Annotated in this window: 26 protein-coding genes; 21 read left to right on the forward strand and 5 right to left on the reverse strand. The window is 61.2% G+C overall.

Annotated features, from left to right (window positions below; genetic code table 11):
* Positions 1-108 precede the first annotated feature (108 nt).
* From QKB66_RS11115 to QKB66_RS11125, 3 genes are read left to right on the forward strand one after another with little or no spacing between them, the layout of a single operon-like run.
* On the forward strand, positions 109-432 hold the full coding sequence (locus QKB66_RS11115) for a hypothetical protein (RefSeq protein ID WP_248092695.1): 324 nt from the start codon (positions 109-111) through the stop codon (positions 430-432).
* A complete protein-coding gene (locus QKB66_RS11120; RefSeq protein ID WP_414253305.1) occupies positions 429-2,033 on the forward strand; it encodes a zinc metalloprotease in 1,605 nt (534 codons plus the stop codon). Before QKB66_RS11115 ends, QKB66_RS11120 begins: the two co-directional genes overlap by 4 nt.
* Positions 2,033-2,302, forward strand: a complete 270-nt coding sequence (locus QKB66_RS11125; protein WP_248092690.1) for a hypothetical protein — start codon at positions 2,033-2,035, stop codon at positions 2,300-2,302. Before QKB66_RS11120 ends, QKB66_RS11125 begins: the two co-directional genes overlap by 1 nt.
* Positions 2,303-2,358: 56 nt before the next feature.
* On the opposite strand, the gene QKB66_RS11130 is transcribed toward QKB66_RS11125, so the two are convergent.
* Entirely contained in the window at positions 2,359-3,186 is an 828-nt protein-coding gene (locus QKB66_RS11130; protein WP_311517781.1) for a dienelactone hydrolase family protein, read from the reverse strand.
* 152 nt (positions 3,187-3,338) lie between these two features.
* Here QKB66_RS11130 and glmS point away from each other — a divergent pair, with 152 nt between their 5' ends.
* The 11 genes from glmS to QKB66_RS11185 all read left to right on the forward strand — a co-directional run bounded on the left by glmS (position 3,339) and on the right by QKB66_RS11185 (position 14,647).
* Positions 3,339-5,210 (forward strand): glutamine--fructose-6-phosphate transaminase (isomerizing), encoded by a 1,872-nt coding sequence (gene glmS / locus QKB66_RS11135; RefSeq protein ID WP_414253306.1) that lies wholly within the window; start codon positions 3,339-3,341, stop codon positions 5,208-5,210.
* Between the two features lie 136 nt (positions 5,211-5,346).
* Entirely contained in the window at positions 5,347-6,441 is a 1,095-nt protein-coding gene (alr, locus tag QKB66_RS11140; RefSeq protein ID WP_414253307.1) for an alanine racemase, read from the forward strand.
* Positions 6,434-6,898: a tRNA (adenosine(37)-N6)-threonylcarbamoyltransferase complex ATPase subunit type 1 TsaE gene (gene tsaE, locus QKB66_RS11145; protein WP_062042205.1), complete on the forward strand. Its 465-nt coding sequence runs from the start codon at positions 6,434-6,436 to the stop codon at positions 6,896-6,898. Before alr ends, tsaE begins: the two co-directional genes overlap by 8 nt.
* A 65-nt stretch (positions 6,899-6,963) precedes the next feature.
* Positions 6,964-7,431 carry a hypothetical protein gene (locus QKB66_RS11150; RefSeq protein ID WP_248092678.1) on the forward strand — a complete coding sequence of 156 codons (468 nt, stop codon included), beginning with the start codon at positions 6,964-6,966 and terminating at the stop codon, positions 7,429-7,431.
* Entirely contained in the window at positions 7,431-8,099 is a 669-nt protein-coding gene (gene tsaB / locus QKB66_RS11155) for a tRNA (adenosine(37)-N6)-threonylcarbamoyltransferase complex dimerization subunit type 1 TsaB (RefSeq protein WP_248092675.1), read from the forward strand. Before QKB66_RS11150 ends, tsaB begins: the two co-directional genes overlap by 1 nt.
* Complete coding sequence (gene rimI, locus QKB66_RS11160) at positions 8,096-8,566, forward strand: ribosomal protein S18-alanine N-acetyltransferase (RefSeq protein ID WP_248092658.1); 471 nt, start codon at positions 8,096-8,098, stop codon at positions 8,564-8,566. The genes tsaB and rimI overlap by 4 nt, the downstream gene beginning before the upstream one ends.
* Positions 8,563-9,612, forward strand: coding sequence for a tRNA (adenosine(37)-N6)-threonylcarbamoyltransferase complex transferase subunit TsaD (gene tsaD, locus QKB66_RS11165; RefSeq protein ID WP_414253308.1), 1,050 nt, complete (start codon positions 8,563-8,565; stop codon positions 9,610-9,612). Before rimI ends, tsaD begins: the two co-directional genes overlap by 4 nt.
* A gap of 105 nt (positions 9,613-9,717) precedes the next feature.
* The gene (locus tag QKB66_RS11170; RefSeq protein ID WP_061920608.1) at positions 9,718-10,146 is read left to right on the forward strand and encodes a hypothetical protein; all 429 of its coding nucleotides are present in this window, start codon (positions 9,718-9,720) and stop codon (positions 10,144-10,146) included.
* 163 nt (positions 10,147-10,309) lie between these two features.
* A complete protein-coding gene (gene groES / locus QKB66_RS11175; RefSeq protein WP_269465448.1) occupies positions 10,310-10,609 on the forward strand; it encodes a co-chaperone GroES in 300 nt (99 codons plus the stop codon).
* Positions 10,610-10,615: 6 nt separating this feature from the next.
* A complete protein-coding gene (groL, locus tag QKB66_RS11180) occupies positions 10,616-12,232 on the forward strand; it encodes a chaperonin GroEL (protein WP_414253309.1) in 1,617 nt (538 codons plus the stop codon).
* 66 nt (positions 12,233-12,298) lie between these two features.
* On the forward strand, positions 12,299-14,647 hold the full coding sequence (locus tag QKB66_RS11185) for an ATP-binding cassette domain-containing protein (RefSeq protein ID WP_414253310.1): 2,349 nt from the start codon (positions 12,299-12,301) through the stop codon (positions 14,645-14,647).
* A gap of 9 nt (positions 14,648-14,656) precedes the next feature.
* Here the strand turns inward: QKB66_RS11185 and QKB66_RS11190 are convergent, their stop codons facing one another.
* Positions 14,657-14,947 carry a WhiB family transcriptional regulator gene (locus tag QKB66_RS11190; protein ID WP_061920616.1) on the reverse strand — a complete coding sequence of 97 codons (291 nt, stop codon included), beginning with the start codon at positions 14,945-14,947 and terminating at the stop codon, positions 14,657-14,659.
* A gap of 304 nt (positions 14,948-15,251) precedes the next feature.
* Here QKB66_RS11190 and QKB66_RS11195 point away from each other — a divergent pair, with 304 nt between their 5' ends.
* Together QKB66_RS11195 and QKB66_RS11200 are read left to right on the forward strand one after the other, a co-directional pair.
* Entirely contained in the window at positions 15,252-15,812 is a 561-nt protein-coding gene (locus tag QKB66_RS11195) for a sigma-70 family RNA polymerase sigma factor (protein ID WP_414253311.1), read from the forward strand.
* 65 nt (positions 15,813-15,877) lie between these two features.
* Positions 15,878-16,681 carry a hypothetical protein gene (locus tag QKB66_RS11200; RefSeq protein ID WP_414253312.1) on the forward strand — a complete coding sequence of 268 codons (804 nt, stop codon included), beginning with the start codon at positions 15,878-15,880 and terminating at the stop codon, positions 16,679-16,681.
* 67 nt (positions 16,682-16,748) lie between these two features.
* Here the strand turns inward: QKB66_RS11200 and QKB66_RS11205 are convergent, their stop codons facing one another.
* Entirely contained in the window at positions 16,749-17,120 is a 372-nt protein-coding gene (locus QKB66_RS11205; protein WP_061920620.1) for a DUF5319 domain-containing protein, read from the reverse strand.
* A gap of 162 nt (positions 17,121-17,282) precedes the next feature.
* Here QKB66_RS11205 and guaB point away from each other — a divergent pair, with 162 nt between their 5' ends.
* From guaB to guaA, 4 genes are all read left to right on the forward strand, one after another.
* On the forward strand, positions 17,283-18,803 hold the full coding sequence (gene guaB / locus QKB66_RS11210; RefSeq protein WP_414253313.1) for an IMP dehydrogenase: 1,521 nt from the start codon (positions 17,283-17,285) through the stop codon (positions 18,801-18,803).
* Positions 18,804-18,827: 24 nt separating this feature from the next.
* Positions 18,828-19,964, forward strand: coding sequence for a GuaB3 family IMP dehydrogenase-related protein (locus QKB66_RS11215; RefSeq protein WP_248092635.1), 1,137 nt, complete (start codon positions 18,828-18,830; stop codon positions 19,962-19,964).
* Between the two features lie 25 nt (positions 19,965-19,989).
* A complete protein-coding gene (locus QKB66_RS11220) occupies positions 19,990-20,565 on the forward strand; it encodes a hypothetical protein (RefSeq protein WP_414253314.1) in 576 nt (191 codons plus the stop codon).
* A 72-nt stretch (positions 20,566-20,637) separates the two neighbouring features.
* The gene (gene guaA, locus QKB66_RS11225) at positions 20,638-22,212 is read left to right on the forward strand and encodes a glutamine-hydrolyzing GMP synthase (protein WP_414253315.1); all 1,575 of its coding nucleotides are present in this window, start codon (positions 20,638-20,640) and stop codon (positions 22,210-22,212) included.
* Between the two features lie 52 nt (positions 22,213-22,264).
* Here the strand turns inward: guaA and QKB66_RS11230 are convergent, their stop codons facing one another.
* Positions 22,265-23,602: a DUF2252 domain-containing protein gene (locus tag QKB66_RS11230; protein WP_414253316.1), complete on the reverse strand. Its 1,338-nt coding sequence runs from the start codon at positions 23,600-23,602 to the stop codon at positions 22,265-22,267.
* A 119-nt stretch (positions 23,603-23,721) separates the two neighbouring features.
* Between QKB66_RS11230 and QKB66_RS11235 the strand changes: the two genes are divergently transcribed.
* Positions 23,722-23,940: an aldo/keto reductase gene (locus tag QKB66_RS11235; RefSeq protein ID WP_414253317.1), complete on the forward strand. Its 219-nt coding sequence runs from the start codon at positions 23,722-23,724 to the stop codon at positions 23,938-23,940.
* Between the two features lie 51 nt (positions 23,941-23,991).
* Here QKB66_RS11235 and QKB66_RS11240 read toward each other — a convergent pair whose 3' ends face one another.
* On the reverse strand, positions 23,992-24,951 hold the full coding sequence (locus tag QKB66_RS11240) for an HNH endonuclease signature motif containing protein (protein ID WP_414253318.1): 960 nt from the start codon (positions 24,949-24,951) through the stop codon (positions 23,992-23,994).
* Positions 24,952-25,125: the final 174 nt, after the last annotated feature.

A 25,125-nucleotide genomic window follows, 5' to 3' on the forward strand; every position in this document is an offset into this window, starting at 1 on the left:
GAATTTGCCGTGGCGGGCTGGCTTTTGCAATTAGTGGGGAACCGAAGGCGGTTGTGGACAGTCCAATAAGGGCAAGAATGAATATTGGCAGGCCAAGGAGTGCCCACAGTGACTGACGTATTTTTCGACGAACAAGATATATCCCAGCGCTTAAACCGCGTGATTGAGGAAAACCAAGCCCAGCGCAGCGCCCACATGGCGGATATTCCGGCTTTTTCCCCGTCCGCGGCAGGCCGCGACTTTGCGGGGCAAGGCGCCCGCATACAGGCGATTTTGGAAAAGCTGCACTCCCGCGGCGCGTGGCGCTTGGATAATATCACCGCCACTGCTGAGGCAGTTCGTGTGCAGATCAGGCAGTTCGCAGACTTGGACGAGGCCAACGCGGCAAGCCTTACCCACGTGGAGCCATCCTTTGGCGGTGGGGTCCGATGAGCACCACGAAGTCTTTGTTAGGGGATTATTCGCAGGCCGTCTCCCAATTTCAGGCCGCCAGCCAGGGCAGCTATGCAGGCCCCAGCACGCCGCTAGATTTGCTGGGCAGCATGATTGGTTCAGTCGACGGCATCAAACCACAGGAACTGGTGCGCGGAACTTCCGCTGCGATGGGCGGGCGCCGGCCTGCTCGCGGTGGCGGGGGCCTGAAGGGGTTTGTTGTCGGTACGGTGCTGAGCATCGCGGGGAATGCCCTGATGGATCACCTCGGGGGAGTACAGAAGGACTTTGAGCAAGAGCGCGAAGAGGCCGATGAGCTAACCGGTAAGGCGCAGCAGTGTTCCAATGCCATCGAGGACATCGTCGGTGTTTCGGATACTTCTTTGACGGAGCTATTTTCCGCGGTGGTGCCGTTGCTCAACATTTTGACGATGATCGCCTCCAAGCACCCACTCGGCCGCTTCATCGTCCCGATTATCTCCTCTATCGGCGCCAATCTCATCGAGCAAACCAATGACATGGTGATGACCACCTGTCGCGACCGCGATTCCGCAATCGAGCAATGCTACGACAAGTTCGAGGAGTGCTGTTCCAAGGTCTGCGAGCGCGAGCTCCCTAAGACCCCGCCCGAGCCAGCGCGCGGTTGTGAGCCACCGCTTGCCGACGCCCCCTGTCCATCCGCCCCGCCCACCGTCACCGGCCAGCCGCCTGCCGATACTACGCAGCCTGCCCAAACACCGCCGGCCGAAGCATGCGAGACAACTGCACCACCTACGAAGGCAGCACCTATCTGCACGACTCCCGCTGGCGTACCGCCAGCTCCACCGAATCCTGCACCGACTCCCGTGCCGCCTACAGTTCCATCTGTAGCGCCACCGGTTGCGACACCGCCGCCGCAGTCGCCGGTTTGCCCGCCGCCTGCAGCTCCTGTCGAGCAGCCTTGTACGCAGCCAGCGCAGGCGCTGGTAGAGCCCGAGCCAATCCAACCTGCACAAGCGCCGTGTCCGGAGGAACAGCCGCGGCAGGTTACAGTCCAGCTGGACATCGAAGTACAGCAAGACACCGAAGCCAAGCAAGAGACAGCTGAGTGCGAACAAGAGATAGTCGAGTGTGAGCAGGAAACCACACAGGTAGCCCAACAATGCCCACCGGAGCAGTCGTGCTGTGGTTGCCTCGGCGCATTGGGAGTGGGCGTTGCCATCATCGGCGTGGGATTGCTGGCTGCCGCTGCTGCTGAGTGTCTAGAGAATATGCCGATTCCAGAGGAGCCGTGCCCGGAGCCGCCGCCGGCGCCTGAACCGCCGGCACCTGAACCACCAGCGCCGGAACCATGTCCGCCGCCAGCACCAGAACCGCCGGCTCCCGAGCCGCCGCGGGATGGCGTCATTCCACCGCCGCCTGAGCTTGCGGAAGTAGAAGAGCCTACGCCGCCGCCGGAGAAGGTCGCGCACATGCAGGCAGCGGAAGCGCCAGTCCCACCGTCACCGTCGGAGCCGGCTCCAGCACCTGAACCAGCACCAGCACCGCCGCCAGCACCACCGGCTCCGGAGCCAGCACCAGAAGATAAAACAGTTCACGCACGGAAGGCAGGGCAGTGGTAATGGCAGCAGTAAATGATGAGTTCGCGGAATTTGCGCGCGGCTTTAGGGAGCGGACTGCCGCCCGCCTCCTCGAATTCGAAAAGGCAATGGCACAAGCTCAAGACGAACTCGAAAAGTCCGCTGAAAAAGCAACGGCGAGGGCAAGGATGAACGCGGGGCAGGCGGCGTCGGCAAGCGAGCCGCGCCAGCACTCCGCCTTCCCAGCCCACGGCAAGCGCCGCGGAAGCGGGCAAATCAAATCTGTGCTTCGGCGCAACCAACAGCGGTAAATAAAAAGCCAGCCCGCGTTGTGCGGACTGGCTAGGCGGTGCAGTGACTGCGAATATTAGCGGTGAATACCGGCCTTCTTGCGCAGTTCTTCACCAAAAATACTCTTCACGCCCTTAGCGCTTGCATCAGCTTCAGCGAAATCGTCGTACTTGGACTCACCCGCAAGCGTCGACAGCAGGAAGCCGGTTACCAAAGCGCGTGCGGTTTCAGTCGGGCCTGACTGGAACGCACCGGAACCGACGGCCAGTTTGAAGAGGCGATCCTCAGTGAAACCAGCCTGGGTGCCCTTGGCCAGCTCGCGGTAAGCCACCTCGCCGCCCCAGTTGTCAGCCAGCTGCGCAGGGTTGCCGGCGCGGAAAAGATCCTCGCGCTCGGAACCGATAATCAGGCCCGGAGCCGTGATGGACTTAGCCGCTGCATAAGACGAAGGCGCAGTATCTGCCGGGTACAGCGCCGCTACGGCGCGAACCTTTGGGTTATCAACCGCTGCCAGCGCGGCGACGCCGCCGCCCATGCCGTGGCCGACGATGCCGAGCTTGGAAGGCGATACCGCGATGTTGCCCGTGCCCAGCTTGACGCCAGCTGCAATTTGCAGTGCAGATTCGACGTCCGCAGCGAAATTGCGGTGGCTCGGGTTAATACCCGTCTCCGTATCAGGGGCAACCACCACGATGCCCCAGCTAGCCAAATGGCGCAGGGTAGCGTGGTAATTCTTAACCTTCTTCGTCCAATCGTGGGCGAAGGCCACAGCCGGCAGGCCCTTGCCCTCAGCTGGGGTATAAACCTTGCCGTTGATGCCGGCATAAGAAAGATCGCCGACGAGGACGCGGTGGGGGCCACGCTTGGACAGAGTTCCTAGATGCTTCTTTAGATTCGCAGACACGTATTCCAGAATAGAGGAAGAAAGCACGGCGGCGGGGGATAAGCCATATTGATGGCTCAGAATGCGGGTTTTCTTTCGCGGTTGGCGGTGAAAGAAAAGCTTTAACTTTGCAGTGAAGAGGTTCCAATTCCTATGAGGTAGGATCGAGGCTTATGTGTGGAATTGTTGGATACGTAGGTCACGCATCCAGTGGCCGTGAATACTATGCCCTGGACGTTGTGCTGGAAGGCCTTCGCCGTCTTGAGTACCGAGGCTATGACTCTGCTGGCGTCGCAATGTACGTCGATGGCGAAATTAGCTGGCGCAAAAAGGCCGGCAAAGTTGCTGCCCTCGAAGCAGAAATTGCTTCCCGCCCTTTGCAGGACTCTGTCCTGGGCATCGGACATACCCGTTGGGCAACCCACGGCGGCCCGACCGACCTGAACGCCCACCCGCATGTAGTTGACGGCGGCAAGCTGGCAGTTGTTCACAACGGCATCATCGAGAACTTTGCTGAGCTGAAGGCCGAGCTGACCTCCAAGGGCTATAACTTCGTGTCCGAGACCGACACCGAAGTTGCTGCCACCCTACTGGGCGATATTTTCCACAATGAAGCTGCGGGTGACCTCACCAAGGCGATGCAGCTGACCGGCAAGCGCCTGGAAGGTGCTTTTACCCTTCTAGCAATCCACTCCGAGCAGGCTGACCGCATTGTTGCCGCCCGCCGCGATTCCCCGCTGGTCATTGGTCTGGGTGAGGGCGAGAACTTCCTGGGCTCCGACGTCTCCGGCTTCATTGACTACACCAAGTCCGCCGTCGAGATGGAAAATGACCAGGTCGTTACCATCACTGCTGACGAAGTTTCCATCACCGACTACGAAGGCAACGCTGCACAGGGCAAGCCATTCGAAATCATGTGGGACGCAGCTGCCGCAGAAAAGGGCGGCTTCAACTCCTTCATGGAAAAGGAGATCCACGACCAGCCAGCTGCTGTACGTGACACCCTGCTTGGCCGCTTTGACGGGAAAGGCAAGTTGACCCTGGACGAGGTTCACATCGATGAGGCGGTTTTGAAGTCCATCGATAAGATCATCGTCATTGCCTGCGGTACCGCTGCTTATGCAGGCCACGTTGCGCGTTACGCAATCGAGCACTGGTGCCGTATCCCAACCGAGGTCGAGCTGGCGCACGAGTTCCGCTACCGCGATCCGATCGTCAACGAGAAGACCTTGGTCGTCGCTTTGTCCCAGTCCGGCGAGACCATGGATACCTTGATGGCGGTGCGCCACGCTCGTCAGCAGGGGGCCAAGGTGATCGCTATCTGCAACACCCAGGGCTCTTCCATCCCTCGCGAGGCCGACGCTGCGCTGTACACCCACGCCGGCCCGGAGATCGCCGTTGCTTCCACCAAGGCCTTCTTGGCGCAGATCACCGCGACCTACCTCCTCGGCCTGTACCTGGCGCAGCTGCGCGGCAACATGTTCGCCGACGAAGTAAACGCGGTTCTGCAGGAGCTGCGCGATATGCCGGAGAAGGTCCAAGCAGTCATCGACAACGAGAAGCAGGTCACCGATCTTGCTAACTCCATGCAAAACGCCGAGTCCGTTCTCTTCTTGGGCCGCCACGTTGGCTTCCCGGTCGCGCTTGAGGGCGCTCTAAAGCTGAAGGAGATCGCATATCTGCACGCCGAGGGCTTCGCTGCCGGCGAGCTCAAGCACGGCCCAATCGCGCTCATTGAGGAGGGCCAGCCGGTCTTCGTCATCGTTCCTTCCCCGCGTGGCCGCGATTCCCTGCACTCTAAGGTCGTATCCAACATCCAGGAAATCCGTGCCCGTGGCGCAATCACCATCGTTATTGCTGAAGAAGGCGACGATGCTGTGGAGGCATATGCTAACCACGTCATCCGCATTCCACAGTCCCCGACGCTGATGCAGCCGCTGTTGGCTACGGTTCCGCTGCAGATCTTCGCCTGTGGCGTTGCCACCGCGAAGGGCTACGACGTCGACCAGCCGCGTAACTTGGCTAAGTCCGTCACCGTCGAGTAAAAGCTCGCTTTAAATCCGGAAGTACCCCTCGCCTTATGGTGGGTGCTTCCGGATTTTGTGTTTTAACCGCACGGGAAATCCGCGCCGCGTGCTGCTGCGTTAGTCCTGCACACCAGTGCAGTGGCACAATAGACCCATGCTTCGTACCAGAATCGACCTTGACGCCATCGCCCACAATGTTTCTTTGTTAAAGAAAGAGGTGGCTCCCGCGCAGCTCATGTGCGTGGTGAAGGCGGATGCCTATGGCCACGGCGTCAAAGAAGTCGCGCCAGTGATGGCGCGTGCGGGTGCGGATGCTTTCGGTGTGGCGACTTTCGAAGAGGCCATTGAGCTGCGGCGCAGCGGAATCGATCAGCCGATTGCGGCGTGGATTTGGGACTCCACGCAGGACATCGCGGAGGCTTTGGCATGCCGCATCCACATTGCAGTGCCCTCCTTGGTACACGCGCGCCGTTTGGTGGAATCGGAGATTCCGGCGCAGGTTTATATCAAGGTTGAAACCGGTCTGCATCGCTCCGGCGTGGAGGAAACGAACTGGGATGCTACTTTCGCATTGCTTCGCGACGCCCCGCAGGTCGAGGTTCGAGGCCTCATGTCGCATTTTGCGTGCGCGGATGAGCCAGATAATCCCTTCAACGACGAGCAGGAAGCTAATTTTCGCCGCGCGCTAGAGAGGGCTCGGGCTGCAGGCCTGGAGTGCCCAGTGAATCATTTGGCCAACTCCCCGGCTGTTTTGGAACGACCTTCTTCCCATTTCGAGATGGTCCGTCCGGGCTTGGCTTGTTATGGCCTGGAGCCGATCCCCGGCCTCGAGCACGGTTTGAAGCCGGCGATGACCTGGGCGGCGAGCGTCGTCAACATCAAGCCGATTCAGCCAGGCGAGGGCACTTGCTACAACCTCACGTGGAAAGCCGAAAAGCCGGGATTTTTGGCCACGATTCCGTGCGGATACGCCGACGGTTTGCCGCGCAACTTTCAGGGCAAGCTTAAGGTCGGCATCGGCGGCAAGCTTTACCCACAGGTGGGCCGCGTGTGCATGGACCAGATTGTCGTGGACTTGGGCGAGAACGAGTACAGCGTCGAGCAAGGCGACGAAGCCATCATCTTCGGCGAAGGCGGCCTGAGCGCGACGGATCTGGCGGAGGTCACCGGAACCATCAATTACGAAATCATCTGCCGTCCCACTGGCCGCACCGCCCGCCATTTTGAGGGAGGAATCGGGCATGCGTAGCCAGTTTCCGCAGCAGGGCCAAAAGCAGGTAGCTACTGCCGAAGCCGCTCGCGAGCTGGGAAAGGAACTGGGGGCGGCGCTTGAGGCTGGCGACCTCGTCATCCTTGACGGCCCGCTGGGCGCAGGCAAGACCACCTTCACCCAAGGCATTGCCGAAGGCATGCAGGTCAAAGGCCGCGTCACCTCGCCGACTTTCGTCATCGCCCGCGAGCATCGCTCGACCGTCGGCGGCCCGGCGCTCGTCCACGTCGATGCTTACCGCCTGCTGGACCACTCCGACGATCCTCTAGGCGAGCTCGACGCGCTGGATTTGGACACCGAGCTTGACGACGCCGTCGTCGTCGCCGAGTGGGGCGGCGGCTTCATGGACCAGCTCGCGGAGGCCTTTTTGCTGATCAACATAAACCGTGAGGCCGCAGACGATACTCGCGTGTTCACCTGGAACTGGGTAGGTTAACTACCTTCTTGTAGGATAAGCGGGGTCAACTAATCCCCACATGACGTGCAAGGAGCGCTTTCAATATGACCAAGGTCGGTCAATTCATCACCACATTCCTCATCGGATTGTTCATCATCGCCTTGGGCGCGATGATTGCGCTGTCGAGCATGCGTGAGCAGCCACCCGTGGAGCGCACCCTAGAAAGCGCTGTCGACTCCCTCGATAAGACCAACTTGACTGTCAGCGCCGTCGCTCCGAGCGAGGTTCTGGGCCGTAACTGGCAGGGCATGACCACCATCTGCGCTGGCACCAAGTTGGATGAGATCAAGAAGATGTACGGCATCGACCCGCATGCCTTGGGTATTGATGAAGACGTCGACGCGGACACCAACTACTTCGTTGCCATCGGCGGCAACAATGAGTTCTACGCAGAGAAGCTCAACCGCGAAAAGATCGACCTGTGCCCGACGGGCCAGCCGTTGCAGCCTGCTGCTACCCAGTCTCTGCTGCCATTCATCAAGGAAGGCGATACCTGGAAGCTGGGCGCCTAGTGCTGGTTTTAAGCATTGATACCGCAACGACTGACCTGGTTACCGGTGTAGTAGATACCGAATCCGGTGCGGTCAGCGAGCGGATTATCACCGATACCCGGGCGCATAACGAGCAGTTGATTCCCACCATCCAGTGCCTGTTGGAGGAAAAGGGAATGGGCTTTGCCGATTTGGACGCAATCGTCGTGGGGTGTGGCCCGGGCCCGTTTACGGGTTTGCGCGTAGGTATGGCCACCGCATCCGCGCTTGGCGACGCCCTCGGTATCCCGGTCCACGGCGTCTGCTCCCACGACGCCATCGCTGCCGAACATGGCGCGGATAAGCGCATCCTCGTGGCAACGGATGCACGGCGCAAGGAAATCTACTGGGCGACCTATGCAGAAGGCGTGCGGGTGGAAGGCCCGGGCGTCGTCAAGCCGGGCGAGATAGCCGTGGAGGTGGAAGCGGTAGTTATCCCAGGTAACCTGGTTGAAAAGCTGCCCGAGGCCCTGCAGGCGCTGCCGCACGTGGCGGCGAATCCGCGCCCGGCCGGTTTGGTTGCCGTTGCCGACCTTTCCGCGACGCCTGCTCCGTTGACCCCGCTGTACCTGCGTCGTCCAGACGCCGTGCCGCCGAAGCCGAAGCCGCGCTCAGCCGCCCTTCCCGACATCTCCGGGCTAAATCTGTGAAGCTGCGCGAACTAACCGCCGCCGATGCGCAGCGCTGCGCGGAGCTGGAGAAAGTGCTTTTTGCAGGGGAGGGGCCGTGGCCGGCGGAGGCTTTCGTGCAGGAAATCGCACACGGCCACACTTTTTATCTAGGTGTGGAAGACGAGGACGTATTGGTTGGTTATGCCGGCATCGGCATGATGGGACCTGTCACCGACCCGGAATTTGAAATTCATACCATCGGCGTTGATCCCGCGATGCAGCGCCGTGGGGTGGGCAGGATGATGATGGATAACATCGTCTATATCGCTGACCTTAAAGACTCCCCGGTTTTTCTCGAGGTTCGTGTGGGCAACGATCCCGCCATTTCCATGTACGAAGCCTACGGTTTTATTAAGACCGGCATCCGCCGCAATTACTATCAACCTTCAGGCGCGGACGCGCACACCATGTTCCGCCCGCGTAAAAGCGAAAGGACCGCGAAGTGAAAATTCTCGGAATCGAGTCTTCCTGCGACGAAACCGGTGTAGGAATCATCGAGCTGGACGCGGATGGCCATATGGAAATCCTGGCTGACAGCGTTGCCTCCTCGATGCAGCAGCACGCTCGCTTCGGCGGCGTGGTTCCGGAGATCGCCTCGCGTGCCCACCTGGAGGCTATGCCGCAGGTGATGCGCGCAGCACTGGAGGAAGCGGGGATTTCCAAGCCGGATGCCGTTGCCGCGACGGTGGGGCCGGGCCTGGCGGGTGCCTTGCTGGTGGGCGCTTCCGCGGCGAAGGCCTATGCAGCTGCCTGGGGCGTGCCTTTCTACGGCGTCAATCACTTGGGCGGGCACGTAGCCGTGGCCAACCTCGAAGGTGAACAGCTGCCGCACGCAGTGGCTCTTTTGGTCTCCGGCGGCCACACCCAGCTGCTTGAGGTTGAGGCGGTGGGAAAGCCCATGAAGGAATTGGGCAGCACGCTTGACGACGCCGCCGGCGAAGCCTACGACAAAGTCTCCCGCCTTTTGGGGCTGGGCTATCCGGGAGGGCCGGTCATCGACAAACTGGCGGCGCAAGGCGAGGCCAACATTGACTTTCCGCGGGGCCTTTCGCGTGTGGAGGATTTGCGCGGCGTGCATCGCCATGACTTTTCTTTCTCCGGCTTGAAGACCGCCGTGGCGCGGTACGTGGAAAAGGCGGAGAAGGAAGGGCGCGTCGTATCCATCGAGGATATTTGCGCTTCCTTCCAGGAGGCCGTGGCGGATGTGCTGACCGCGAAGGCCGTGCGGGCCTGCCAGGACACCGGCGCCAAGGTTCTGCTGCTGGGCGGTGGCGTGGCTGCGAATTCGCGCCTGCGGCAGCTGGCGGCCAAGCGTTGCGAATCGGCGGGCATCGAGCTGCGAGTGCCGCGTTTTAAGCTGTGCACCGACAACGGCGTGATGATTGCGGCCGTAGCGGCGCAGCTCATCCACGAAGGCGCGGAGCCTTCCGGCCTGGCCTGCGGCACCGATACCCAGCTCGAGGTGGAAGTCCCGCTCGTTAGCGCAAATTAACGTTCACCAAAAGTTTGCCTTCCTCCGGATGCGGGGTGGTTAAGGCGGCGGTAATGTACGGAAACGATATTGCCCTACTGGCTATTGAAGGAGCCTTACCCCGTCATGACCACCGGTTTTCTCGTTAATCCAGACCTGACCCGCCGCAAGATCGAATTCGAACTTGAGCACGCCAACCAGTTCCTGGGCGGCACCACCGAAGACCGCGTCGCCGTCGTGTTCCAAGACGACGGTTCCACCTATGCCGCGCTTTTTAACCCCAATGCCAAGGCTGAGGGCGCGGAGCCGAATCCGGTTGCCTCCCTGGCGCGCAATGCTGCCGATACCGGTAACTCGGCATTCCTGCAGGACCCAATCCGCGCTATTAGCGGTCCGGTCATCTTCGTCGAAGCAGACGGTGAGTCTGAGAACTTCGACGAGGTCATCGAGGCAGTCGAGCACGGTATCCGTGCCGTAAGCAATTACCGCGAAGACTACCCAGAAGAGTATGGCCTCTGGCGCGCGGCGGTCATCAATTCTGAAAAGTCCGTCTAAGTTTTATAGGCTTCGCCGCGCCTCCGGAGTTTGTTGAGGGTTAGCAGTCGCAAGGGTAGAGTGCTAGGAAGGTTGTTTGACCCACAGTTGTTCACCCGCGACGACGGCTGTGCTGGACATCCACAACCGGCACATACAACTAACTGATTCAAATTTCGGAGGAATCACCATGGCAAACATCAAGCCACTTGAGGACAAGGTTCTCGTCCAGATCGTAGAAGCAGAAACCACCACCGCTTCCGGCCTGGTTATCCCAGACTCCGCTAAGGAAAAGCCGCAGGAGGCTACCGTCATCGCCGTCGGCCCAGGCCGCACCAATGACAAGGGCGAGGTCGTTCCGGTCGGCGTCAACGAGGGCGACACCGTAATCTTCTCCAAGTACGGCGGCACCGAGCTGAAGTACGACGGCCAGGAGTACCTCCTGCTGTCCGCACGTGACCTGCTCGCAGTCATCGAGAAGTAGGCCTTCATGCCAAAGCTGATTGCATTTGACCAGGAAGCTCGCGAGGGCATCCAGCGCGGCGTTGATACGCTTGCTGACGCAGTCAAGGTCACCCTCGGCCCCCGCGGCCGCAACGTTGTGTTGTCCAAGGCCTTCGGCGGCCCCACCGTCACCAACGACGGCGTGACCATCGCCCGTGACATCGACATCGAGGAGCCTTTTGAGAACCTCGGTGCACAGCTGGTGAAGTCCGTGGCCGTGAAAACCAACGACATCGCAGGTGACGGCACCACCACCGCAACCTTGCTCGCGCAGGCGCTCATCTTTGAAGGCCTGCGCAACGTTGCCGCTGGTGCCAACCCAGTTGAGCTGAACCGCGGTATCGCTGCGGCGGCGGAAAAGACCGTCGAAGAGCTGATGAAGCGCGCAACGCCGGTGAACTCGGCGTCGGAAATCGCGCAGGTGGCAACCGTTTCCTCCCGTGACCCAGAGGTCGGCGAGATGGTCGCTGGCGCCATGGACAAGGTGGGCAAGGACGGTGTCGTAACCGTCGAGGAATCCCAATCCATCGAGTCCTCCGTGGACGTTACCGAGGGCATTTCCTTCGACAAGGGCTACCTTTCTCCGTACTTCGCTACGGAAGAAGAGACCTACAACGCAGTGCTTGACGACGCAGCCATCCTCCTCGTCCGCAACAAGATCTCCTCCCTGCCGGACTTCCTGCCGCTGCTGGAGAAGATTGCTGAGTCGTCGCGTCCTACCTTGATCATCGCGGAAGATGTGGAAGGCGAGCCGCTGCAGGCGCTCGTTGTTAACTCCATCCGCAAGGTGCTCAAGGTTGCCGCCGTGAAGGCCCCGTACTTCGGCGAGCGCCGCAAGGGCTTCATGGATGACCTGGCCGTTGTCACCGGCGCCACCGTTGTGGACCCGGAGGTAGGCATCAACTTGAACGAGGTTGGCCTCGAGGTACTGGGCTCTGCCCGCCGCGTGACGGTTTCCAAGGAAGACACCGTCATCGTTGACGGCGCTGGCGAAGCTAGCGCTGTGGAGGAGCGTCGCGAGCAGCTGCGCCGCGAAATCGAGCGCACCGATTCCACCTGGGATCGCGAGAAGCTCGAGGAGCGTCTGGCGAAGCTGTCCGGCGGCGTTGCCGTCATCCGCGTCGGCGCTGCTACCGAGACTGAGGTTAACGAGCGCAAGCTGCGCGTCGAGGACGCCATCAACGCTGCCCGCGCGGCCGTCGACGAGGGCGTCATCGCAGGCGGCGGTTCCGCACTCGTGCAGATCTCCAAGGAACTGGAAAAGCTTGCCGAGGAGTTCGAGGGCGAGGCCAAGACCGGCGTGCTCTCCGTATCCCGCGCGCTGACCCGCCCGGCTTACTGGATTGCGCAGAACGCTGGCTTGGACGGTTCCGTTATAGTTGACCACGTTTCCGCACTCGAGAACGGCCACGGCTTCAACGCCGCCACCCTGGAGTACGGCAACCTGCTGGAGCAGGGCATCATCGACCCTGTTAAGGTCACCCACTCCGCAGTGGTTAACGCCACCTCTGTTGCCCGCATGGTTCTGACCACCGAGGCATCCGTAGTGGAAAAGCCAGCTGAGGAAGAAGCTCCCGCTGCTTCTCATGGCCATCACCACTAATTTTTAGCCGCGAATCACCCCGGGTCTCCCACGTGGAGGCCCGGGGTTTCGTCTTAGGATGGCTAGGTGCACAATCAAGAATTCATCCGCGTTGTCGGCGCGCGCGATAATAATCTCAAAAACATAAGCGTCGATATCCCTAAGCGGAAACTCACCGTGTTCACCGGTGTCTCCGGTTCCGGCAAGTCCTCTCTCGTGTTCGGAACCATCGCGGCGGAATCTCAGCGGCTTATCAACGAGACCTACCCGGGTTTCGTGCAGGGCTTTATGCAATCCCAGGCCCATCCCGACGTCGACGAGCTCAGCGGCCTTACCGCCGCCATCATGGTGGGGCAGGAGCCGATGGCAGCCAACTCGCGTTCCACTTTCGGCACCGCAACGGATATCACCGGCGCGCTGCGCGTGCTTTTCTCGCGCATTGCCTCCCCGCGCGTGGGCGGCCCGGCGGCGTATTCCTTCAACGTTCCTTCCGCCAGCGGCCAGGGTGCCATTGAGGTCAATGGCGTGAAAGAGGTTCGCCGTTTTGAGCGCACGGGCGGAATGTGCCCGACCTGCGAGGGCACGGGCCGCGCCTCGCAAATCGACCTGAAAGAGGTCGTGGACGAGTCCTTGAGCCTAAACGACGGCGCCATCTTGTACCCCGGCATGAAAGTCGGCTCCTGGCTGTGGAAGGCCTATGCAGAGTCGGGCTTGTACCCGGCAGATAAGCCGGTCAAGGATTTCACCGAGGAGCAAAAGCACGCGCTGTATTACCTGAGCGACGTCAAGACCAAAATTAACGGCATCAACATGAGCTACCAAGGTCTAATCGTGCGCTTGCAGTCCTCCGTGCTGTCGAAGGACAAAGATAGCCTCCAAAAACATATGAAGACCTTTGTGGAACGCGCAGTGGTCTTCGCGGACTGTCCCGACTGCGGCGGCACACGTCTGGCGCAGCATGCCCGCGAATCTTTTATTGCAGGCAAGTCCATCGCCGACGTCTCCGACATGGAGCTTACTGAGCTCGACGAGTGGCTTTCTGCCATCGACGCCCCGTCCGCCGCGCCGCTGCTGGCCTCGATTAGGCGCTCGGTGGCTAATGCGGTGGAAATCGGTTTGGGCTACCTTACCTTGAGTCGTGCCACGGGCACGCTCTCAGGCGGCGAGGCGCAGCGCACCCGAATGGTACGTCACTTGGGCTCCGCGCTTACCGACGCCACCTATGTCTTCGACGAGCCCACCGCCGGCCTGCACTCGCACGATATCGCACGGATGAATAAACTCTTGCTGCAGCTGCGCGATAAGGGAAACACCGTTCTCGTGGTGGAGCATAAACCGGAGACCATCGCTATTGCTGATTACGTAGTCGACTTAGGGCCCCGCGCTGGCAGCCAGGGTGGGGAAGTGGTCTTTACCGGTTCCGTCGATAAACTGCGCGAGGCGGATACCTTAACCGGCCGCCACCTGGCGGACCGCGCCCAGTTCAAGGAAGAAACCCGCACTCCTTCGGGCGCCATCGAAATCCATAACGCTCAGCGCAACAACTTATGCGGCATCGACGTAGACATCCCGCTCGGCGTGCTCAGCGCGATTACCGGCGTGGCCGGTTCTGGTAAGTCCTCGCTTTTGGCGTGCCTGCCAGAAGACGTCCAAGAACGCATCCTCTTCGTCGACCAAACCCCGATCAAAGGCTCGCGTCGCTCCAACCCCGCGACGTATACCGGTGCGTTGGACTCCATCCGGAAGGCGTTTGCGAAGGCGAACAGTTCTGAAAGCGACGTCGTCAAGCCTGCCCTGTTTTCTGCGAACTCCGAAGGCGCGTGCCCAAATTGCAATGGTGCGGGAGTCATCTACGTGGAATTCGGATTCATGGACGGCGCTGACGTGCCGTGTGAGGTCTGTGAAGGCAGGCGCTTTTCCGAAGACGTGCTGCGTTACGAGCTAGGCGGCAAAAACATCGCCGACGTACTGGAAACGCCAGCTGCTGAGGCTGCGGCTTACTTCGCGGAAAATAAGGTTGCCGCTGCGAAGAAGATCTGTGAGATCCTGGTCGCCGTGGGGCTGGGGTATATCACTTTGGGCCAACCACTCAACACCCTTTCCGGCGGTGAGCGTCAGCGCCTGAAATTGGCCGTCCACATGGCGGATAAGAAGGCGCAGGCTGATGTTTTGGTGTTGGATGAGCCATCGACGGGCTTGCACTTGGCGGACGTCGATAAGCTGCTCGAATTGCTCGACCACCTGGTCGAGGAAGGCAACACCGTGGTGTGCGTGGAACACCACCTAGCTGTGGTCGCACATGCGGACCACATCATTGATTTAGGCCCCGGGGCAGGCTCCGCAGGTGGCGGGTTGGTTGCCGCGAACAGCCCTCGCGAACAGCCCTCGCGAACTCGCCGGCAACGCCTCCTCTGTGACTGGGCGCTACCTCGCTGAATATGTGGCCTAAACGGTGACCGTAGCGCGGGTGCGCAAAGCAGCCACGCGCTCGGATTCGCTCATGCCGCCCCACACGCCGTACGGTTCCGCGGAACTTAGCGCATGCTCGCGGCATAGCTCGAGGACCGGGCAGGACTGACAAATTGCCTTAGCGCGGTTCTCACGCTGGGCGCGAGCACGGCCACGCTCGCCGTCTGGGTGATAAAACACGTCCGAATTCTCTCCTCGGCATGCACCCTGCAGCTGCCAATCCCAAAAGTCAGCGTTAGGGCCGGGAAGCGAATGGGGCTGAGACATGTTCAAAACTCCTTTAGTAAATACCCTGCGCGCATGAATCCGCGCAATGGAGGAATAAGACGATTTAGAAGTTTCGACGCACGTGGTAAACGAATGGTTACCGGATTGTTTACGCTATATGGATTCTTTACGCGGAGGGCATTTTTAGCGGGTCTGAACTGCACGAACAGCAAAGGTAAACGGTGTATGAACTTTTGGCGCGCCGGGAGTAAAAGGATATAAATCCACCCGAACGGGCTAGGGTGTAAGGGCTAAGGCGAAAACTAAAGCAGCAAACCCCAAGGAAAACCCCCAAGGAAAAACAGTGAGCGATACCGATAAAGAGCTAGCGGACCTCGTGCCGCTAGCTGCTGACGGCAACCGTCGCGCACTCCAGAAGATCATGCGGATTATCCACCCGCAGGTGCTGCGCTACTGCCGCGCACGCATCGGCGGCGGGCGCCAACCCACGCCAGAAGACGTCACGCAGGAAATCTGCCTCGCTGTTGCCACATCCATCGACTCCTATGAGGATAAGGGCCGCCCATTCATGGCCTACGTCTATGGCATTGCCTTCAACAAGGTCACCGATGCGCACCGCGCCATGGGTCGAGACCACTCCCACCCCGCCGAGGAAGTCCCGGAAAGCGCGGCCAAAGACGCAAATCCGGAGGAATCTGCGCTGGTCACGGATGGTAGTAACAGAGTGCGGGAGTTGCTCGATACATTAAGTGACAAAGCTCGAGACATAGTCATCTTGCGCGTGTTCGTGGGCCTTACAGCTGAGGAGACTGCGGAAATCGTGGAATCTACCCCGGGTGCGGTACGCGTGGCGCAGCATCGAGCATTGGCACAACTGCGCAAGGCTATCGGCACCTCTGGTTAATAGCGCAAGCGCGTATCTTCTCAAATCTCATATGTCCATATCTCATTCAAGGAAGGGAGGCCATCATGGCGAAGAAGGATGAGCCACAGCTCAATATCTCTGAGCAACTGCAGCCTTTGGTCGATGACGACGCATTCCTGACTAGCCTTTCTCAGGGCCAGGACCCTTCTGCTGGGGAAGACGAGTTGGCGGGCTTGCTTCTCGAGCTGCGTGACGACGTCGAAAAGCAAATGCCGCCAGCTCCGGTTATCGAAGGCGCCGACGAGGAAGCTGAGGTTATCTCTCTGGCCGCGGCCTCCAAGAGGCGTCGTTCGCGGCCTTTCGTCAACGGCCTAATTGGTGCAGCGGCGGCGACCTTGGTCATCGCCGGTACTGGTACTGCCGTTTACAACGCAGGCCCTGGTTCTCCGCTCTACGGCGTGCACAAGTCCATGTTTGGCACCTCGGATGCTTCCTCCGTGGAGCTTGCAGGCACGCTCGAGGAAATGGACCGTCGCTCCGCAAATGGAGACATGGCCGGCACCCGCGAATTGCTTAATGAAGCACGCCGTATCATCGACGAATCACGCAACTCGCAGCCGGAGCCTACCTCCGCGGAAAAGCCTTCGGCCACGCCAGCTACCAAGCCATTTTCCGTAGCGCGTTCTACGGTAACTGCGACGGAGACCCTGGAAAAGGAAGTCCCAGCATCTAGCCCAGAGCCAGCGCCGGTAACCGTAACGGAATACCAGACCATCACCTCTACGGTTGTGGTTCCGGATACGCCCTCGCAGGAAACTGGCGAGCAGACCGAGCCGACTTCAGTCGCCACGGATAACTCTGGCGTCCAAGGCGCTGATGGCTACCTCGGCGAAAACCAGCAGCAGTAAACCAGCAGCAGTAAACCAGCAGTATTAAAAAATTCCCTGCCTCACAGCGAGGTAGGGAATTTCTTTTTTAACGGGCATCTAGGCCGTCCATGTAGCCGAGCGCATAATCCCACGGAACATAGCGCGTGGGGTCCGGCTGCGCGCCTGGCTCATGTACCGGGGCGAGTTCGCCGTCCAACGTAGCGCGCATGTTTGCAGCCATGATGTCCCACTCGTAGAAGTGGTTTTCTTCGCAATCCTCGCACAGAAAGAAGATGCCGTCGATTCCGCGCGGGCCCAGCACGCGGGCGAATTCCTGCACCAAGGCGAGGTCGTGGATGATAGCCAAGCGTTCTTCCTCGGACAAAGGCATGACCTGCTCGTCTTCCTCCAGGAAGGAAGCGGGGTCGTTGGGATCGTCTGCGAATGGGTCGCGTGGCATATTGGCGAAGAAGTTCACCTTTGCGAGCCTATAAACTTCCACCCCCTTTAGGCAATTCCTCATTGGGGTTCGCATACCTTTCTTACGGGGTGGCCCGGCTACCATTCGGGGTGCTTTAAGCACTACAGTTGTGGTTACCGCGAAACCATCTTGGCCTTATTTAAGGAGTGTCCTTAACCCATGAGCGATAATCACATTCTCACCGGCGGCGATGACCCAAACAAGGTAGCCCTGTACGGCTTGACTTTTGATGACGTTCTGCTGCTGCCGGCAGAATCCAACATCGTTCCGTCCGAGGTGGACACCTCGGCGCAGTTCACCCGCAACACTCGTCTCGGCGTTCCGTTGGCTTCAGCCGCCATGGATACCGTTACCGAGGCGCGCATGGCAATCGCCATGGCACGCCAGGGCGGTATTGGCGTCCTGCACCGCAACCTGTCCACTGAGGATCAGGCAACCCAGGTAGAAATCGTCAAGCGCTCTGAGTCCGGCATGGTGACGGACCCTGTTACCGCTAGCCCGGATATGACCATCCAGGAAGTCGACGAGCTGTGCGCACGCTTCCGCATTTCTGGCCTGCCGGTCGTCGATGACAAAGGTACCTTGCTGGGCATTTGCACCAACCGCGATATGCGTTTCGAGCCGGACTTCGGCCGCAAAGTCTCCGAGATTATGACCCCTATGCCGCTGGTTGTGGCCAAGGAGGGCGTGGCCAAGGAGGAGGCGCTGGCGCTGCTTTCTTCCAACAAGGTTGAGAAGCTTCCTATCGTCGATGATGACAACAAGCTGGTTGGCCTGATCACGGTCAAGGACTTCGTAAAGACCGAGCAGTTCCCGAACTCCTCCAAGGATTCCTCCGGACGACTGCTGGTGGCAGCGGGTATCGGCACGGGTGAGGAATCCTATGCTCGAGCAGGCGCGCTTGTCGACGCCGGCGTTGACGTCCTCGTCGTCGACTCCGCTCACGCGCACAACAACCGGGTGCTGGAGATGGTGTCCCGCGTGCAGAAGGACTTTGGCTCCAAGGTCGACGTCGTGGGCGGCAACCTCGCTACCCGCGAGGCGGCGAAGGCCATGATTGAGGCCGGCGCGGATGCTATCAAGGTCGGCATCGGCCCAGGCTCTATCTGCACCACCCGCGTCGTCGCGGGCGTTGGCGCTCCGCAGATTACGGCCATCATGGAAGCTGCGGCAGTGGCTGGTCCAGCTGGCGTGCCGGTCATTGGCGATGGCGGCATGCAGTACTCCGGCGACGTCGCCAAGGCATTGGCTGCCGGTGCAGATACCGTCATGCTGGGCTCCATGTTCGCAGGCACCACCGAGGCGCCTGGCGATATCGTCGTGGTCCAGGGCAAGCAATACAAGCGCTACCGCGGCATGGGCTCCATGGGCGCTATGCAGGGCCGCGGCCTTACCGGCGAGAAGCGCTCCTACTCCAAGGACCGCTACTTCCAGGCCGACGTTAAGAGCGAGGACAAGCTGGTTCCGGAGGGCGTCGAGGGTCGCGTTCCTTTCCGCGGTGACATCGATGCCATCGTGCACCAGCTCATCGGCGGCCTGCGCGCTTCCATGGGCTACACCGGTTCGGCCACCATCGAGGAGCTGAAGACCAAGCGCTTCGTCCAGATCACCGCGGCGGGCCTGAAGGAATCTCACCCGCACCATCTGCAGCAGATCATCGAAGCTCCGAACTACCGCTAAACGAATCTTTCGAGGAAAGAGAACATGCGCGATTACGTTGAAATCGGTATCGGCCGTGAGGCACGCCGTACTTACGATCTTGATCAGATCTCTTTGGTCCCTACCCGCCGTACCCGTTCTTCTAAAGACGTCGACACCACTTGGAACATCGACGCCTACACTTTCGATACCCCGCTGGTTTCCCACCCAACCGACGCGTTGGCTACGCCCGAGTTCGTCATCGAGATGGGCAAGCAGGGCGGCTTGGGCGTCATCAACGCGGAGGGTCTGTGGGGCCGTCACGCGGACCTAGAGGAAGCCTTGGCGAAGGTCACCGAGAATCCTTTTGACCTTTCCACGCTGCAGGAGCTGCATGCAGCGCCGCTGAATGAGGAGCTGTTGGCAGAGCGCATCGCACAGGTGCGTGACTCTGGCGTGACCGTGGCGGTGCGTGTGTCGCCGCAGCACGCACGTGAATTGGCACCGGTGGTTATCAAGGCTGGTGCTGAGATCCTGTTCATCCAGGGCACGTTGATTTCCGCGGAGCACGTCCAACAGGGCGGGGAGCCGCTGAACTTGAAGGAGTTCATCGGTTCCATCGATACGCCAGTTATCGCTGGCGGCGTGGCTGATTACACCACCGCATTGCACCTGATGCGTGCTGGCGCTGCCGGCATCATCGTGGGCTCGGGCGTTAACACCAACGCCGAGACCGTGGGCATCGATGTGCCGATGGCAACCACCATTGCCGACGTCGCTGCCGCTCGCCGCGACTACCTCGACGAGACCGGCGGCCGCTACGTGCATGTGCTTGCCGACGGCGATATCTACACCTCCGCTGACGTCGCCAAGGCGATTGCTTGCGGCGCTGATTCTGTGGTCTTGGGCCCGGTTTTGGCCCGCGCTGCAGAGGCAGGCGGTAAGGGTTACTACTGGCCTTCGACCGCAGGGCACCCACGTTTCCCACGCGGCGTCATCGAGGCTGCGGACATGGACCTCATCGCGGCAGGATACGCGCCGTTGTCGGAGCCGGAGCAGGTTTCGCTCGAGGTCATCTTGCACGGCCCGTCTAATGAGCCACACGGTCAGTTGAACCTGGTTGGTGGGCTCAAGCGTGCGATGGCTAAGTGCGGCTACACGGATCTGAAGTCTTTCCAGAAGGTGGGCTTGGCAGTACGCTAACCGACCTTTGCCCGACTGCGGCGGCGTGCCTTCCATGGCACCCGTCGCAGTTTTGGTTTTGTGCCGCGAGCAGGCACCATCGTATGTAGTACCGAGGCCAGATAACCAGCGCGATGGCCGCGTAGAAGAAGCCGTTCATCATGCCCGGCGAGAGTCCGAGCGCAGCTGCAGCGAGCCACTGCTCGCGGCCCCAGATGCGTACCTTTGGCCGGCTGATGAGCAGCAGGACGGCCGCCGCCATCAGCAGGCGCAGGGCAGCGGTGCCCCGGGTGCCGGCGTCGTCGAAAAGCTGCACTGCGAGCGCCGCACCGAGCTGCAACGCCTTGGAACCGTAACCGCAGTGGCGAAAGCTTTGCAGTACACGCACTCCGCTATCTCGCAGCAACTCGCTCACTGCGAACGTGACGTCGGGCGGCGTATCCGGCTTACCGAGCAAGGTGAGATTTTGGCAGAATACGCAGGGCGAATGCGTGCGCTTTCCGACGAAGCGGAGTTCCGCATCCTCGCGTCGACCTCACTCGTACGCGGAACTATCCGAGTGACGAGTTTCCAGACGGCAACGCAGCACGCGCTCGCCCGCGCGCCAGAGCTCGAAGTGTAGCGGCCACCGCTTCTCACAACGAACTGGGGTACCCCGTATTTAAAGGCGGTTCAATGGGCTAGACTGTAGCGCGTGACTAACCCAACCACTACTCCGCGTCCAGTCCTCGTTGTGGACTTTGGCGCTCAGTACGCGCAGCTCATCGCACGTCGCGTCCGTGAGGCCAACATCTACTCTGAGGTTGTTCCCAACTCTGCCACCGTGGAAGAAATCAAGGCCAAGAATCCGGTCGCTCTGATTCTCTCCGGCGGCCCGTCTTCTGTCTATGCGGATGGCGCTCCTTCTCTGAAACCCGAGCTGCTTGAGCTGGGCATCCCGGTCTTCGGCATCTGCTACGGCTTCCAGGCTATGACCCAAGCGCTCGGCGGCACGGTCGCCTCGACTGGCTCTCGTGAATACGGCCGCACCGACGTTAACGTTTCCGGCGGTGTCCTGCACCGGGGCCTCGAGGCCACACACAAGGTGTGGATGTCCCACGGCGACTCTGTCTCCGAGGCTCCGGAAGGCTTCGAGGTTACTGCCTCCTCGGCGGGTGCGCCGGTGGCGGCTTTTGAGTGCCTTGAAAAGCGTATGGCAGGCGTGCAGTACCACCCAGAGGTACTGCACTCGCCGCACGGCCAGGAAGTGCTTACCCGCTTCCTCACCGAGGTCGCAGGCCTAGAGCAGAACTGGACTGCAGACAACATTGCGGAGCAGCTTATCGCTGATATCCAGAAGCAGGTAGGTCCGGAAGGCCGCGCCATTTGCGGCCTATCCGGCGGAGTGGACTCCGCTGTGGCTGCCGCGTTGGTGCAGCGCGCTATCGGTGACCGTCTGACCTGTGTCTTCGTCGACCACGGCCTGCTGCGCGCGGGTGAGCGTGAGCAGGTGGAGAAGGACTTCGTGGCGTCGACAGGCGCAAAGCTCGTCACCGCAGACGAACGCGAGGCGTTCCTTGCCAAGCTCGCCGGCGTGACCGAGCCGGAGGCTAAGCGTAAGGCAATCGGTGCGGAGTTCATCCGTTCCTTCGAACGTGCTGTTGCAGGCGTGCTTAACGACGCCCCTGCAGGTTCCACCGTTGACTTCCTCGTCCAGGGCACCCTGTACCCGGACGTCGTGGAGTCCGGCGGCGGCGACGGCACCGCAAACATCAAGTCCCACCACAACGTGGGCGGCCTGCCTGACGACGTCGAGTTTGAGCTCGTCGAGCCACTGCGCTTGCTGTTCAAGGATGAGGTTCGTGCGGTGGGCCGCGAGCTGGGCTTGCCGGAAGAGATCGTGGCGCGCCAGCCGTTCCCGGGCCCGGGCCTGGGCATCCGCATCATCGGAGAGGTTACTGAAGAGCGTTTGGAGACCTTGCGCGAGGCAGATCTCATCGCACGTACCGAGCTGACCAATGCTGGCCTAGACGGCGAGATCTGGCAGTGCCCGGTGGTACTGCTTGCCGACGTCCGCTCCGTAGGCGTCCAAGGCGACGGCCGCACCTACGGCCACCCAATTGTGCTGCGCCCGGTATCTTCTGAGGATGCCATGACCGCAGACTGGACCCGCCTGCCTTATGACGTGTTGGAGAAGATCTCCACCCGTATCACCAACGAGGTCAAGGAAGTCAACCGAGTCGTGCTGGACGTAACCTCCAAGCCGCCAGGAACCATCGAGTGGGAATAATCCCGCCCGCCCCGCAGCGCCTCGCCGATCTCGGCGGGGCGCTGTGCGCGTTTTAGAGGAATTCGGCGCGAAACGCCTGCCAGTCGGCCTCGTTCTGGTCGGCATAGGCCCGCGCGAACCGGGCGGCGGAGCGCTCGAAGGCGGTACCTTTACCCAGATAGCCCGCGATGGCTAGTCGGTCACCGGTCCGGGCGTGGGCGCGGGCGAGCGTGACGGCGGAGAGCACGGCGACCGCGTTGAGTTCCTCGGCGCTGAGGTCATCGAGATCGATGGAACCCTTGCCATTCCACAGTTGGCGCACGTAAAAGTGGTGGTCGCCCACCTGCGTCCAGCCGAGCAGGATATCCGCCGTCGCCTGGATGGCGTGCTGGCCCTCGACGACGCGCTGACCATGATGAGCGTACTCGCTTGCCGGGAGATAGGGCGCGAGTGCTGACGGCCGCGCCTCCTTGATTTGCAGCACAAGCGGGTCGTGCTCGCCGTTGCCCTCGAACACCACCATCCACGCACGCAAGCCCACGCTGCCCACGCCCACGACCTTCATCGCTGCATCCTGGTAGCGGTACTGACGCAGCAAGCTGGCCCGCTCTGGTGCGAGCGTGGCTAGATAGGAGCTCAGCGCTTCGCGCACGACGGCATCGGCAAGCTCGCGCTCGGGGCCTTCCACGAGATCACGCAGCGGCACGAGCACCGGCGGATCCGAGATAATGCGGCGTTGCCCGTCGACGACCTCGGTGAGCTTGCCCACCGCACGCTGGCTGTCCTTGGCACGGGCTTTCGCGATGAGCTTGCGCACGCTCTTGACGGACTTCTTGCCCAGTCGTCCACCGAATTCATCGAGTGTCGCCTCCATCTCGAAGCGTGCGTACCACACGTCGAGGTTGCCCATGTCCGCGAAACGAGACATCGCCCGGTGGTAGGCGGCAACGGTGGACTTGACGAGCTCCTCCGGATCAAAGCCGCGCTCGCGCGCGCAAATTTCCACGCTGGTCACCAGTCGCGCAACGTCCCACTCCCAGGGACCCGGCAACGTCTCATCGAAATCGTTGAGGTCGAAGACCGTGCGCCGATCCGGCGCAGAGAAGAGCCCGAAGTTCGAGATATGCGCGTCTCCGCAGGCCTGGACCGTGATGCCTGAGGTAGCCAACGACGCGAGGTCCGCCGCCATAATCGCCGCTCCGCCGCGGTAGAACGCGAACGCCGACTCCCCCATCCGCGCGTAGCGCAGCGGCAGCAGCTCCGCGACGCGCGCCGGAGCCTGCGCGTGGATGATGCCCAAAGGGTCGCGGTCCTCGGCAGGCTGCCACGAGCCGAGGGTACGGCGCGGGGTGTGCTTGCGGGCTGCTTTGCCGGCAGCGCGGCGTTCGGCAGGAGTATGTTGTGGCTTCACGTCGAATCAGCCTAGTCGCGAACGAGCGCCTCGTATAGTTCGCGCGCGGGCGCCGCGGCGTGCGGGCCGGGGGCATCGGCAAGCGGGATGGACACGCGGTTTGGGCGGAGCCTGGACACATGGGTGCTAAACGCCAGCAGCGGGGAGTGGGCGAGGAGCTCGGCGCGCAGTTCATCGCGAAGTGCGCGGTGCCCATCCCCGGCAGCCGCAAGCCCGAGCGTTTGCGTGAGAATCTCGCCGCCGCCGACATCGTGCTCACCGCTAACCAGGTCGCTGACATCGATGTGGCCCTCGACGTCACCGCCATGTCCGACGTTTTCGGCGGCACGAAAAACTAAAACGGCATGTCGAATGACCCGCCTTTCGGGGCGGGTTGTCGTTTGTGGGGGTTAGTCCACCGTGCAGAGGTAGCGCTTGCCGTAGGGCGTGACGTACCAGTAATTGCCCTCGGTATCGTGGGTATACGAATCCCCGTCGGCCTTGCGTCCGTTATGGAACCGGCACAGCGGCACAAGGTTCGCGACGTTCGTGTCGCCGCCTTTGTTCCGCGGGATGAAATGGTCACGCTCGCACTCCAAAGCCGGGGTCACACATCCCGGGTGAATACACTGCGGATGCAGCGCGAACGCCATGAGTGTTTGCTTCTCGTTGAAGATCGGCGTCGACTTAAAGCAATCCACCGGCTCACCCCAATCAGTCACCAACGTAACGTAGCCGACCTCCGCCAACTTCTCCTGCACAAGCAAACGAGCCGGGCGCACCGTGCCATCCGTGGCACGAATGAGCTTGCCCTCGGCGAGGTACTCCTCATGCTCGTCGAGACGAATAACTACGTGCGCAGCACGAGCCGGGGACTTCACCTGCTCCCCGCCGGCGACGAACTGTTTGAACCCGTCGAGCAGGTCGTCGCCGGGCAGCGCGCTGAGCATGTCCATCAGCCACGGGTCTTGGGTATTAATCACCAAACGGTGCCAGCCGTCTTTGCCATAGGTATGGCGGGCGGACTCCACGCGGGTCTTCGGCTTGGCAAGACTCGCTCCGACCTCATCGAGCTTGGTCTCCGCGGTTCCACACAAGGTGACGCGGGCGGCGTTAGGGTCGTCGCAGCGCGCGGCGAGCACCTCGATGCGGGCGAGCACGCGCAGGCTGTGGCCGGCAGCGCGGGCGGCCTTGCGGGCCTCGGCGATGCCTTTGGGCTTAGTGCGCCAGTAGACGGCGGCCAAGGGCTGGATGAACGTGGCGTCGGCGAGCGTCAGGCCGCGGTCGCGGAGTTCAGCCAAGGTGAGTCCTGCGGCTTCCTTGAGAGAATCGACGCCGAGAGCAAGGGCATCGAAGATCGAGACGGTCATGCCACGGAGGTTAAGGAGGCGTCGGAAAGCCTGCAACCGATTGTCCAATGTATTTGTCGAACAGGGGTATTCGAACAGGGGTAGACCTAGAGTTGGGCGATGGAGGCGCAAAGCGCGTCGACGTCCTCGTCGCGCGTGGACCAGGACGTGCAGAAACGCACCGCGCGCAGGCCG

The organism is Corynebacterium sp. c25Ua_89 (assembly GCF_047459735.1).
Classification (GTDB): Bacteria; Actinomycetota; Actinomycetes; order Mycobacteriales; family Mycobacteriaceae; genus Corynebacterium; species Corynebacterium simulans.

Coding starts and splice junctions, on each gene's coding strand:
- tsaE (WP_062042205.1), top strand. CDS start 6,434: ATGCGTAGCCAGTTTCCGCAGCAGGGCCAAAAGCAGGTAGCTACTGCC.
- QKB66_RS11170 (WP_061920608.1), top strand. CDS start 9,718: ATGACCACCGGTTTTCTCGTTAATCCAGACCTGACCCGCCGCAAGATC.
- QKB66_RS11150 (WP_248092678.1), top strand. CDS start 6,964: ATGACCAAGGTCGGTCAATTCATCACCACATTCCTCATCGGATTGTTC.
- guaB (WP_414253313.1), top strand. CDS start 17,283: ATGAGCGATAATCACATTCTCACCGGCGGCGATGACCCAAACAAGGTA.
- QKB66_RS11125 (WP_248092690.1), top strand. CDS start 2,033: ATGGCAGCAGTAAATGATGAGTTCGCGGAATTTGCGCGCGGCTTTAGG.
- QKB66_RS11215 (WP_248092635.1), top strand. CDS start 18,828: ATGCGCGATTACGTTGAAATCGGTATCGGCCGTGAGGCACGCCGTACT.
- QKB66_RS11190 (WP_061920616.1), bottom strand. CDS start 14,947: ATGTCTCAGCCCCATTCGCTTCCCGGCCCTAACGCTGACTTTTGGGAT.
- QKB66_RS11240 (WP_414253318.1), bottom strand. CDS start 24,951: ATGACCGTCTCGATCTTCGATGCCCTTGCTCTCGGCGTCGATTCTCTC.
- alr (WP_414253307.1), top strand. CDS start 5,347: ATGCTTCGTACCAGAATCGACCTTGACGCCATCGCCCACAATGTTTCT.
- QKB66_RS11120 (WP_414253305.1), top strand. CDS start 429: ATGAGCACCACGAAGTCTTTGTTAGGGGATTATTCGCAGGCCGTCTCC.
- groL (WP_414253309.1), top strand. CDS start 10,616: ATGCCAAAGCTGATTGCATTTGACCAGGAAGCTCGCGAGGGCATCCAG.
- QKB66_RS11200 (WP_414253312.1), top strand. CDS start 15,878: ATGGCGAAGAAGGATGAGCCACAGCTCAATATCTCTGAGCAACTGCAG.
- glmS (WP_414253306.1), top strand. CDS start 3,339: ATGTGTGGAATTGTTGGATACGTAGGTCACGCATCCAGTGGCCGTGAA.
- QKB66_RS11235 (WP_414253317.1), top strand. CDS start 23,722: ATGGGTGCTAAACGCCAGCAGCGGGGAGTGGGCGAGGAGCTCGGCGCG.